Raw genomic sequence first — 12,103 nt, forward strand, 5'->3', positions numbered from 1 at the left:
TCCCAGGAAAGTGTCAGACTGTCGCCGCACACTGAACTCATGGCGACACCAGAGGCGCGGCTCGTCGTCGTCGACGACGAGCCCAACATCCGCGAACTCCTGGCCACGTCCCTGCGATTCGCGGGATTCGAGGTGCATGCCGCGGCGGACGGCAACGGCGCGCTCCAGCTCGTGCGGGACCTGGATCCGGACCTCGTCGTGCTGGACGTGATGCTTCCCGACATGGACGGCTTCACGGTGACGCGCCGCATGCGCGCCACGGGCAAGCACGCACCCGTGCTCTTCCTCACCGCGCGCGACGACACCCAGGACAAGATCCAGGGCCTGACCGTCGGCGGCGACGACTACGTGACCAAGCCGTTCAGCCTCGAGGAGGTCGTCGCACGGATCCGGGCCGTGCTGCGTCGCACGGGCACCCCGCTCCCCGAGGACGAGGCGGTGCTGAAGGTCGGTGACCTGGAGATGGACGAGGACTCGCACGAGGTGCGGCGCGCCGGCATCGAGATCGACCTCTCGCCCACGGAGTTCAAGCTGCTGCGCTACCTCATGCTCAACGCGGGCCGTGTGCTGTCCAAGGCGCAGATCCTCGACCACGTCTGGCAGTACGACTGGGGCGGCGACGCGAACATCGTCGAGTCGTACATCTCCTACCTGCGCCGCAAGATCGACCACCTGACCGTCGACGGGCCGAGCGGTCCCGTCGAGCTGCCCGCGCTCATCCACACCAAGCGCGGGGTCGGATACCTGCTGCGCCCAGCGGCGTGAGGTCATGAGCGACGACTCCGGCAAGTCTGCCGAGGCGGCACCCGTCGGGCCCCGGCGGGGCGGCAAGGGCTCGCCCGCACCCGCCGGAGGACCGGCCATCGCCTTCGATGTGTCGGCCGAGGCGGCGGCGACAGATGCAAAGACGGCAGACCCGACGGCGACCGATGCGACGGTGAGCGACGCGGTGACACACGCCTCCGCTCTCGGCGTGCCCGCGTCCACGATGCCTGGGCGTCGGTCGGGACCGGCCGAGGACGTCGGGGCCGGGCGCGGGCGTGGCCTCGCCGACTGGATCGCCGCTGTCCCCCTGCGGGCCCGGCTCGTGGCGATCACGGCGTTCGTGCTGGCCGCAGGGCTGATCATCACGGGCCTGCTGGCGCGGGGGATCGTCGGCGGGTATCTGGTCGATCAGGTGGACGCGCAACTGGAGCGGCAGGGGCCTACTCTCGCCAAGACCGTTCTGGGTTATGGGACGTCGACCACGCTGCCGAGCGAGTACTACATCGAGTACCGGTGGGCGGACGGCAGCGTAAAGACTCCGCGCGACGACCGCGCCGTGGAGGTCTACGGCATCCCGGATATACCGGACCTCACCTACGACGAGGTGGTGGAGCGCGCGGGTGAGCCGTTCACGGTTCGCGCCGTGCAGGGTTCGGAAGCGGCGACGCGGTGGCGTGTGCAACCGCTCTTGAACGCGGACACGACGGACAGCATCGAGCCCGAGAGCGCCTTCGTCGCACTCCCGCTTGCCCGGATAGACGCCGCGCTGGAGGTCCTCTCCCACACCCTCGTCTTCGCCGGCATCGGGATCGTCCTCCTCGGCCTCGCCCTCGCCTGGATCATGATCGAACGCTCCCTCCGCCAGCTGAGAGAGATCGAGACCGCCGCCGCGTCCATCGCCGCCGGCGACCTGTCCCGGCGGGTGCCCGCCCCGCCGCCGTCGACCGAGGTGGGGTCACTGGCGGAGTCGCTGAACACGATGCTGGCGCAGATCGAGACGGCCTTCTCCGCACGCGAGGCGTCCGAGGCCCGGATGCGGCAGTTCGTGGCCGACGCGTCGCACGAACTGCGTACCCCGCTCGCGACGATCCGCGGGTACGGCGAGCTGTACCGGATGGGCGCCCTGGACGGTCCGGACGGCCCCGACCGGGAGCGCGTGGCCGACACGATGGGCCGCGTCGAGGACGCCGCCCGGCGCATGGGGACGCTCGTGAACGATCTCCTCGTGCTCGCGCGCCTGGACGAGGGGCGCCCGATCGCGCGGGCACCGGTCGACGTCGTCGTCCTGGCGCGGGAGAGCGCGCAGGACCTGCACGCCCTCGACCCGTCCCGCGACGTGCGCATGATCGGCCTCGCCACGTCCGCCGTCGTCGGCCCCGTGATGACCGAGGGGGATGACGACCGGCTGCGGCAGGTGCTCACCAACCTCATCGGGAACGTCGCGCGGCACACGCCCGCCGGGACCCCGGCGGAGATCGCCGTCGGACACGGTCCGGACGGGCAGGCCGTGATCGAGGTGCGGGACCACGGGCCGGGTGTCGCCGAGGAGCACGCCGCTCGGATGTTCGAGCGGTTCTATCGTGCGGACTCGTCGCGCAACCGGGCGTCGGGCGGGTCGGGCCTCGGGCTGGCGATCGTGTCGGCGATCGTGGAGGCGCACGGCGGGCAGGTCGGGGTCGCCCCCACGCCGGGCGGTGGCCTGACGGTCCGTGTCACCCTGCCCGGCATGACCGACGATCGGTCCCCCGCACCGGCCTCGCGGTAATAGGGTGAGAGTGTGGCCAGGGCCACACCTGGTCCCGGAATACGTGTAGCCGAATCGAAGGTCTGATCGCATGGGCGTCATGGCGCCGGAGTGGTACATCTCCTCGTTCGTCCGGAGCGCCTCCGGGATCGGTGCGACGGCGCCCGTGGAGGAGATCGAGCGGGTGGGCGAGGACCTCGTCGAACGCTGGTCGGGTGACGACCGGCACTTCCACGACCTCCGACACCTCGGGGCCGTGCTGCACCGGGTGGACGAACTGGCCGAGGAGACGCACTCGCCCGACGTCGTCCGGCTGGCCGCCTGGTACCACGGCGCCGTGTTCGACGCCGCCTCCAAGACGGCGTACGCCTCCAAGGGCGGCGAGCAGACGTCGGCCAGCGCCGAGCTGGCGCGCGCCGAACTGACCGGGCTCGGCGTGCCCACCGCGTCCGCCGACCGCGTGGCGAACCTGGTCAACGGGTTGCTGCGGCACGCCCCCGACGTGACGGACGTGGACGCGTGCGTGCTCAACGACGCCGACCTGGCCATGCTCGCGGCCGAGCCGCAGCGCTACAAGGAGTACACGGCACGAGTGCGTGCCGAGTACGAGCACATCCCCTTGCCCCACTACCTGGCCGCGCGCATCAAGATCGTCTCGAAGCTGCTGGCCCGCGAGTCGCTGTTCTGCTCGCCGATGGGCGCCGCCTGGGAGGAACCGGCCCGGCAGAACCTCGACGCGGAGCTGCACCGGCTGCGCAAGAAGCAGGCGGCGCTCGAGGCCGACGGCAGCTGACAGGACCGAACCAACCGGTCCCCGGCCACCGGAAGCGTAGCGACGGCGCCCGCAGGCGAGGTACGAGCCGAGGACGACGGAGCCCGGCGGCTCGGGAAGGCACTGTCGGGAGTTACAGGTACTTGACCGGGTCGAACTCCTCGATCGGGATGATCCGCACCCGCGGCAGGAGGGTCGTGAACGCGTCGGCGTCGCCCTCGAGGTCGTACATGTGCAGGCCGTGCTCCTCGAGCTCGGCGAGGCGCGCGTTGACGAACTCCCGGAAGCCGAGCAGCCCGACGCGGCGGTCCTCGTCCTCCAGGAGATCCTCGATCTGCGGCAGGAAGTCGCCGTCGTGACTGGCCAGCAGCACGTCGCCGGGACGGTCGCGCAGAGCCTCCAGCGTGCGCTGGATGCCGACGTCGACCACCTTCTCCGAACCCTGCGCGGCGAGCGGGATCGGCCGGTACCCCATCGCGAGCAGCGCCTGGACGAACGGCATGGGCATCTGGCCCGACGTCGCGTTCAGGAAGAACAGCGGCACGACGTCCTGCGACCACACCTTCTGCGCGAACGCCGAGATACGGTCCCAGCGCGGTCGTTCGTCCGGGGCAGGCCTGCGGTTCAGGACGTTCATCCCGAGCGTCGCGTCGATGTTCTCGCCGTCGACGATGAGGTAGGTACGACGCGGCAGAGCCTGCGCTGACGGAACGGGCATGGACCCCAGCGTAGCCGTGGATGTACTTTGAGCCACCGTGATTGTCTCCAAACCCTCCGACCACTCCGCGGCGCAGGTCACCGCGCCGCGGATCACGGTGATCCAGAACGACCGCGACGTCCCCATGGACCGCTACGCCGCACGCCTGGGACCGGGCGTCCGACTCGTCCTCGCGTTCGCCGGCGAGACGATCCCGGCGGCGGGGGACCTCGGCGACGCGCTCGTCGTGCTCGGCGGCACCATGTCGGCCTACTCCGACGACGACGCACCATGGCTGCCCGCCGTGCGCGACCTCCTCGCCGACGCCGCGCGCTCCGGCGTCCCGGCGCTCGGCATCTGCCTCGGTGCCCAGCTGCTCGCCGTCGCGGGCGGAGGATCCGTGCAGGTCGCGGCGCCTCCGGGGCGTGAAGCGGGAGCGGCCGCCATCGCCTGGCGCGAGGCCGCACTCGCCGACGTCGTGACGGGTCCGGCGCTCGCGGCCGTCTCCGGGGGCCCGGGCGCCGCGGGAACCGAGGCGACGGGCGCTGGCGGGCGGAGCACCGAAGCGGTGAGTGCCGGCGCCGCGCGGGTCGACGTGCCGGGATCCGGCGCCGCGGGCGCCGACGCCGTGGCCGTGACGCGTGCGGTGAGCATGCACGCCGACGCGGTCGTCGAGCTGCCCGACGGCGCCACCTGGCTGGCCTCCAGCGACATGTACCCCTATCAGGCGTTCCGGTGGGGCTCCGCGCTCGGCGTGCAGTTCCATCCCGAGGCGGGCGCCGACCTCGCGGCGCGCTGGGCCGTCGAGGCGGGCGACGTCGACGTCCCCGCCGTCGTCGACGACATCGAGAAGCACGCCGACGAGACCGCGCGGTTCGGCGACGGCCTCGCGGACGCCTTCGTCGCGGCGATACGGCCCGCGGGGTCGCGGGAACAGGGGACGCGGGAGTAGGGGACGGGCCCGGAGGAACGAGGTCGTCCCCCGCGCGACCGATCACCCGGCAACCGGTCGGCCACTCGGCAACCGGCCGATCACACTCTGCTCGCTCAGACCGCTCGGCCGGAGCCGAAGCCTCCGCCCCCGAAGCCTCCGCCGATCCCGCCCGTCCGCACGTGCTTCGGCGACCGGATGAGCAGGCCCAGCAGGCCGCCACGGTTGCTGGCGCCCGCGCCGTGCCCGCGCCGGCCCTCGAGCGTCAGGTTGATCCCGGCGAGCGGCATGCCGCTGGGTGCCCCGTCGTCGGCGGCGTCCCGCATGGCGGCCGTGAGCGCCTGGTACGCCTGCGTGTCGGCCCGGTGCGCCAGCTCCAGCGCCGCCCCGCGGTCCGCCCGCGCCCGCGCGTCCCGCGCCGCGGCCGTCAGGCGTGCCGCCTCGGCGTGACGCATCCGCGCATCCGGCCCGACGGCGCCCCGCCTGGTCGTGATCAGCGTGTCGACCTGGCGGAGTCGCACGTCGAGACGCTCGAGGGTGTCCCGCACCAGAGCGGCCGCGCGGGCGTCGACCTCCGACGCGTCCCGGTGCCGCACGAGCGCGCGGTCCAGGGCGCCCTCGGCCGCGGCGATGCGGGCCAGCAGGGCGAACGGGTCGGCGCTCTCGCGGGTGACCTCGACCTGCTTGAGTGCGGCTCGGGCCGTGGTCCGGGCCATCGCCGCCTGCGGGTCGCCACCCGCGATCCGCTCGGTGTCGGCCACGTCCTGGGTGAGCGATGCCACCGCCTTGTCCAGCCGCGGCGTGGCCTCGGTCAGGTCGGTCCGGGTGTCCTCCACCTCCCGGAGCAGCCGCTCGGCCTGGCCCAGCGCGTTCTGCGCGCCACGGGCGGTCGCGGCGGCGAACGCCCGGTCCCGCTTGGCGCTCGCGGCGCGGCCCGTGTCGATCGCCCGGCGGGCGTCCTCGACGAGGCGCTCCGCCAGCTCGGCGTTGTCGGCCACCGGGCGCACCGCGTCGGCGGGGAACTCCTCGGCGAGGTCGGCGAGATCCTTGCGCACCTGCTCGATCTGCCGGTCGAGCCCGCCCGCACGCTGCCAGGACTCGTTCAGGAGGCGGTTCGCCCGGGCCTTCAGCCGGCGTACCTCTTCGAGCGGCGCCGTGCCCGAGTCGAGCAGCGTCGCTGCCTCGGCACAGGTCGCCAGCACCCGGAGCGCGAGGTCCCGCCAGGAGCCGTCGGCGGCCGCCAGGAGCTCGGCGCGCAACGCGAAGGCCTCCTGCGTCCGCTCGGTGGCGTCGGCGAGGACGACCTGGAGGTCGTGCACGATCGCGCCGCTCGACTCCGCGCGCGCCAGCTCGAACTCCTGCGCCGAGGTGCGCAGCGCGTCGTCGAGCGTGACGAGCACGTCGTCGACCCGGGCCGCGAGGTCGTCGTCGGACAGTTCGTCGTCGGACAGCTCGTCGTCCCGGGGGCCGCCGTCAGAAACGTCGCGACCGGGAACCTCGCGATCGAGCGCGGCGTCGCTGGAAACCTCGCGGCCCGGAACGTCGCGGCCCGGAACGTCGCGGCCCGGAACGTCGCGCCCGGCCACGCCGCCGGGCAGCGCCGCACCCGACAGTTCGCCGTCCTCCACGTCCGACGGCGTGCCGACCACGCCCGGCGTTGCGACGGAAGCCACCACCCCGGCCCGAGCCGGAGTCACCGGGGTAGGGACCGCGGACCGGGTCGGCGCCAGTGCGGGTGCGGCCACGGCCGGGCCCGACGCGGGCCACGCGGGAGCGGCCGGCGTCTTCGACCCGGCCGGCTCGCCGCCGGCGACGGCCGAGGTGACCGTCGCGCCGACGGTCGCGCCGACGCGCGCGGTCTCCTCCGCCGGAACATCCCCGGCGCCAGATCCGTCGCCGCCTGCGCTCGCGATCTCCGCCGCTCCCGCCGCTCCCGGCTGGCCCCGTGGCTGCCGGTGCCGCAGATACCACCAGCCGACCGCCAGCGCCGCGCCGACCGCGACGAGGGCGAGCAGCGCCAGGACCGTCAGCCAGGGCGACGCGCCCGACTCCCGCGTGGCGAGCGCGGCGTCGGCGGCGTCGGCCGCGGCGCCGGCCCAGTCGCCGTCGGCCACCGCGTCCTCGGAGGCGACGATGATCGACGCGTGCTCCCGGCTCGACACCGGCCCGTTGACGTCGACCGACAGGCCCTGGACGCGGTCCGTGGTGGCGATGGCGAGCAGCAGCTCCTCCGGGGTGAGGCCCGACTTCGTGGCCGTCGCGTCCGCCCAGTCCTCCGGGGGGATGCCGTCGAACGTCTCGAGGTACACCACGAAGAGCCGCAGCGACGTCTCCGCCTCGACGGCGGCGACGGCCTCGGACACGAGTTCGTACTCCTCGGCGGAGAGCACCCCGGCCTCGTCCGTGACAGGCGTGTCGACGACGATCGGCATGGCCGACGGCAGGATGTCCTGCATCGTCGCGGCCTGGACCTTGGCGGACAGGAGCTCCGTGCCGGTGGGGGTCGGCTCGGACGCGAGGGGCTGCGTCCCGCCGACGTCCGCCTCGGCCTGGTCCGTCGGTGTCGTCCCGCCGATGGCGAACGCGGCGCTGAACAACCCGATGAGGACGCCACCGGCGATGACGCCCGCGAGGACGGTATGCCGGGACGACGCCGTCCCGGCGTGGGCCTCCGGGTCCGGAGGAACATCCGGAACCGGATGAACTGGAGGGGCGGGGGTCTGGGTCACGACATTGATGGTCACCCGGTGCCGTGGGGCTCGCAAATCAGAAAAGGTGATATGCGGGGTGTCCTCTACCCGCCTTCGATCACGCCGTCTTCGATCACGCCGCGAGCAGGTCCTCGGCGTCCACGATGCGGTACGCGTAGCCCTGCTCGGCCAGGAACCGCTGACGGTGCGCGGCGAAGTCCTGGTCCACCGTGTCGCGGGCGACCACCGCGTAGAAGTGCGCGGTCCGGCCGTCCTCCTTGGGGCGCATGATCCGGCCCAGCCGCTGCGCCTCCTCCTGCCGCGACCCGAACGCCCCCGACACCTGGATCGCCACCGACGCCTCCGGCAGGTCCACCGAGAAGTTCGCGACCTTCGACACCACCAGCCGCGAGATGTCACCGGTCCGGAACGCGGCGAACAGCCGCTGCCGCTCCCGGACCGTCGTCGCCCCCGTGATGAGCGGCGCGTCCAGGTGCGCGGCCAGCTCCTCCAGCTGGTCCACGTACTGTCCGATCACGAGCACCTGGTCGTCGGGATGCCGCGCGACCAGCGTCTCCACCACGCGATTCTTCCCCGGCACAGAGGCGGCGAGCCGGTACTTGTCCTCGGGCTCGGCCGTCGCGTACGCCATGCGTTCCGACTCCGGCAGCGTCAGCCGCACCTCCACGCAGTCCGCGGGCGCGATGTAGCCCTGCGCCTCGATGTCCTTCCACGGCGCGTCGAACCGCTTGGGCCCGATCAGGCTGAACACCTCGTCCTCCTTGCCGTCCTCCCGGACCAGCGTGGCCGTGAGGCCCAGCCGCCGCCGCGCCTGGAGATCGGCGGTCATGCGGAAGATCGGCGCCGGGAGCAGGTGCACCTCGTCGTAGAGGACGAGACCCCAGTCGCGGGCGTCGAGCAGCTCGAGGTGCGTGTACACGCCCTTCCGCTTCGTGGTGAGCACCTGGTAGGTGGCGATGGTGACCGGCTTGATCTCCTTCTTCGCGCCCGAGTACTCGCCGATCTCGTCCTCGGTCAGGGTCGTGCGCCGCACCAGCTCGTCGCGCCACTGCCGGGCGCTGACGGTGTTCGTCACCAGGATGAGCGTCGTCGTCCCGGCCCTCGCCATCGCGCCGGCACCCACGATCGTCTTGCCCGCGCCGCACGGCAGCACCACCACGCCCGACCCGCCGTGCCAGAACCCCTCCACGGCCTGCGCCTGGTACGGCCGCGGAGCCCACTCCCGGGGCTCCTCACCCGGCGCCCGCGGCGTGGTCACCGGCGTCAGCGCGATCGGATGCGCCTCGCCGTCGACGTACCCCGCGAGGTCCTCGGCCGGCCACCCGAGCTTGACCAGCACCTGCTTGAGGTGACCCCGCTGCGAGGGATGGACCACGACCGCCGCCTCGTCGATCCGGTCCCCGACCAGCCCTGCCGTCCGCCTGCTGCGCAGCACCTCCGTGAGCACCGCCTTGTCCGTGGCGGTGAGGACCAGGCCGTGCGTCGGGTGCTTCTGGAGCTGGAGGCGTCCGTACCGCGCCATGATCTCCGCGACGTCGACCAGGAGCGCGTGCGGCACCGGATAGCGGGAGTACTCGATGAGGGTGTCCACCACCTGCTCGGCGTCGTGCCCGGCCGCCCGCGCGTTCCACAGCCCCAGCGACGTCAGCCGGTAGGTGTGGATGTGCTCGGGAGCGCGCTCCAGCTCGGCGAACGGCGCGATCGCCCGGCGGGCGTCCGCCGCCCGCGGGTGGTCCACCTCCAGCAGGAGCGACTTGTCGCTCTGGACGATGAGCGGGCCGTCGGCCATGGGCGTTCTCTCTCTCGTTCCGTCGTGCTCGGCGGGTCGTCCCGTCGTGCTCGGGAGCTCCGTCACGGTCGTGCGGCGCGCGTGCCCGCGCGACCTACGGCCCGTCGTCGAGGGCCGCGACGCGGGCGACACGGTGCACCGCCACGGTGATCTCGGCGTCCCGTGCCGGGTCGACGGCGCGCAGCCGGCCGCCGTCGAGCCGCAGCGGGCGCAGCGTACGACGCTCGAGCTTCCCGGCCGCGCCGACCACGTCGACCCGGACCAGCAGTCCGTCCCGGACCGCCTCGCGCAGCAGAGCCAACCCGTCGGCGTGCGGTTGTGTTCCCGGGTCCGTGCCCGCGTCCGTGCCCGACGGCGGAGGCGGCGCGGGCGGTCTCGCGGCGTCGCCGGGGCGCGCGGTGTCGGGCTCCGACGCGTGGGCGTCGTCGTCGGCCGCGCGAAGCCCCGCGACCAGTGCGGACAGGTCGGGCTGGGAGCGGACCGGCGGGCCGGCGTCGGTCCCGCCGCGTGCCCCGTGGGCGATCGTGCGGGCCGGTCGGGCGGCCGGCGGGCGCGGACCGCGCGGGTCCTCGGGGCGGCGGTGGCGCACGTCGAGCACGCGGCCGTCCGGGCCCTCCAGCGCGGAGACCACGCCCCGCTCGCGCAGGGTCTCGTGCAGAAGCGCCGGCGGGGCCGACGACACCAGCACCGTCGGCGCAAGCCGGACGAGTCTCAGGTGCGCGAGGGCGGGATCGTGCTCCAGCCCGGCGAGTGTCACCTCGTCGGCGGCGCGCAGGTACGACGACGCCACGCCCACCCGCACCGCACCGTGCCGCCGGGCGGTGTCGCGCACGAGATACTCGAGGGGCTGCGGCACCGGCACCGGCGAGTGCCGGGCGAGGGCGGCGAGCAGATCGTCCGCCGAGCGCCCCCGGTCGAGCGCGCGGGTCACGGACGCCGCCGAGAACCGCACCGTCGTGGCCGCGCCGCGCGACTCCGTGTCCGCCGCGATCTCGACCAGGCTCGCCAGTTCCCGCGACGGACGCCCGGGCACGACACCGGTGAGGTCACCCTGCAGCAAGATCTCGCCGACCTCCGGGGGCAGCACCCCGCGCAGCGCGTCGGCGATCGGCTCGTCCGGGACGTCCGCCAGCAGGGCCCGGCCGGGAGGGGACATCGCACCCGCACCCGTCAGCCCCAGCCACGACGCCTCGGCCAGCAGGCCGCGCACCGCGGTCGACGGTGGGGCGTTGCGGGGAGCCTCCCAGGTCAGCACGGCGACGACGTCGTCGGGAGGCAGCGCGTTCCCGCTCGAGCCCAGGACCCGCAGGACCGCGGCGCGCAACCGCGGCGCCCAGCCTCGCTCCAGGTCGGGAGAGAGCGCCGAGCGCAGCGCCCCGCCCTCGTCCCGCGTCCCCACCCGCCACGGGGTGCGGTGCGACGACACCCACGCGCGTGCGAGCACGGCCCAGCGATCGGCGTCGTCCAGCTCGGACCACGCCACGTCCAGCGGGACGAACGAGGGATCGACCTCGCCGTCGTCCCGGATGAGGCCCGCCTCGGCCGCGAGCTCGGCGACGAACGCCGCCGCCTCCTCGTCGCACTCCAGCCTGGCCGCCAGGCGGCGCAGGTCACGCACCCCCAGGCCGCCGGACCGCAGGACGCGCGGCGGGTCGTCGGACCACGCCGACCGCAGTACGGACACGCGCCGGACGAGTTCGAGCGCGGCGCTCGCGGACTCCGCGGCGACGGTCTCCGCCGGGACGGCCCGCCCGGTGGGTTCGGGGCGCAACGCGGGCGCGCGGTGCGTCCGGCCCCCGCGGAGCGCGAGCCCCACCTCTCTCGTCAGGAGGACGTGCTGGGCGTCGGCCCGGGCCAGCAGGCCGTGGCCCACGAGCTCGTCGACCGCCTCGCGCTGCCGGGTACCCGACGGTGGCACCCGCCCCACGGGCGGTCCCCACGCCAGCGCCTCCAGGACGGCGCGTTGCTCCGGCGGCGTCGCGCGGAGCCGGTCGGTCAGGGGCCGGTCGGTGTCGGTCGTCTCACCGCGGACCGGACCGAGGCCGGCGGGGTAGTGGCCGAAGACCTCGTCGAGACCGGGGGAGGGGTGCAGCGCGCCACCGTCGTCCCAGAGCAGGGCGGCGGTCACCGCGGCCTCGACGGCGTCGTCGATCTGCCGTCGCGCCGCGGCGCTGGGCAGCGCCGAGTCGGGAACCGCGGCGCCGAGTGCGTGCGGTACGTCCTCGCGCGGGAAACGGCCCAGCGCCGTGACCGCCTCGACCACCTGCAGCACCAGGGCGTCCACCTGGGCCAGGGCGCGCTCCAGCGACGTGTGGCTCGATGCCCGGGCCGCGAGGGACCGGAGCGTGGCGGGGGCCGGGACGGCCAGATCGCCGCGTGCGCGCAACAGCGCGACGAGCGCGGTGTCCGAGCGCTGCCGGAGGTCCTCGGCGAATTGCCGGGTGGCCGATGCGGGCGCCTCGTGGAGCGATGAGGCCATCCCACCCATGCTACGGGGCGCACCTGGGGGTTTCCTCAAGCGGGCTCGGCCGTTCCAGCCGCCCCGTCCGGGCGTTTCATCCGTTCTGTCCGGGCGACGTGAGGACGACGATGCGCGGGAGGCGATGTTCGGCGGCGGATTTACCGGGGGATGTGCGGGGGCCGACCTGTGGGAGACGATGCGCGGGAATGGAGGCGACGTACCCTGCGCCGGAC

8 protein-coding genes are annotated in these 12,103 nt (G+C 74.0%); 4 read left to right on the plus strand and 4 right to left on the minus strand.

What is annotated here, in order from left to right; translation table 11 throughout:
* Positions 1–39: 39 nt before the first annotated feature.
* The 3 genes from IIE03_RS05720 (at position 40) to IIE03_RS05730 (ending at position 3,302) form a co-directional block, all read left to right on the plus strand.
* A complete protein-coding gene (locus IIE03_RS05720) occupies positions 40–765 on the plus strand; it encodes a response regulator transcription factor (protein WP_192861772.1) in 726 nt (241 codons plus the stop codon).
* Positions 766–769: 4 nt separating this feature from the next.
* A complete protein-coding gene (locus tag IIE03_RS05725) occupies positions 770–2,530 on the plus strand; it encodes a sensor histidine kinase (protein ID WP_225997306.1) in 1,761 nt (586 codons plus the stop codon).
* A gap of 70 nt (positions 2,531–2,600) precedes the next feature.
* Positions 2,601–3,302 (plus strand): HD domain-containing protein, encoded by a 702-nt coding sequence (locus tag IIE03_RS05730; protein WP_192861773.1) that lies wholly within the window; start codon positions 2,601–2,603, stop codon positions 3,300–3,302.
* 112 nt (positions 3,303–3,414) lie between these two features.
* Here the strand turns inward: IIE03_RS05730 and IIE03_RS05735 are convergent, their stop codons facing one another.
* Positions 3,415–3,999 (minus strand): NYN domain-containing protein, encoded by a 585-nt coding sequence (locus IIE03_RS05735; RefSeq protein ID WP_192861774.1) that lies wholly within the window; start codon positions 3,997–3,999, stop codon positions 3,415–3,417.
* Between the two features lie 37 nt (positions 4,000–4,036).
* On the opposite strand from IIE03_RS05735, the gene IIE03_RS05740 reads away from it, so the two are divergent.
* Positions 4,037–4,930: a type 1 glutamine amidotransferase gene (locus tag IIE03_RS05740; protein ID WP_318842822.1), complete on the plus strand. Its 894-nt coding sequence runs from the start codon at positions 4,037–4,039 to the stop codon at positions 4,928–4,930.
* A gap of 95 nt (positions 4,931–5,025) precedes the next feature.
* On the opposite strand, the gene IIE03_RS05745 is transcribed toward IIE03_RS05740, so the two are convergent.
* From IIE03_RS05745 to IIE03_RS05755, 3 genes are all read right to left on the minus strand, one after another.
* Positions 5,026–7,638, minus strand: a complete 2,613-nt coding sequence (locus IIE03_RS05745; RefSeq protein WP_192861775.1) for a TPM domain-containing protein — start codon at positions 7,636–7,638, stop codon at positions 5,026–5,028.
* A 94-nt stretch (positions 7,639–7,732) separates the two neighbouring features.
* Positions 7,733–9,409, minus strand: a complete 1,677-nt coding sequence (locus IIE03_RS05750) for a DNA repair helicase XPB (protein ID WP_192861776.1) — start codon at positions 9,407–9,409, stop codon at positions 7,733–7,735.
* Between the two features lie 94 nt (positions 9,410–9,503).
* On the minus strand, positions 9,504–11,888 hold the full coding sequence (locus tag IIE03_RS05755) for a helicase-associated domain-containing protein (protein WP_192861777.1): 2,385 nt from the start codon (positions 11,886–11,888) through the stop codon (positions 9,504–9,506).
* Between the last annotated feature and the right edge of the window lie 215 nt (positions 11,889–12,103).

It is taken from the genome of Myceligenerans pegani, from assembly GCF_014892515.1.
GTDB classification, from domain to species: domain Bacteria; phylum Actinomycetota; class Actinomycetes; order Actinomycetales; family Cellulomonadaceae; genus Myceligenerans; species Myceligenerans pegani.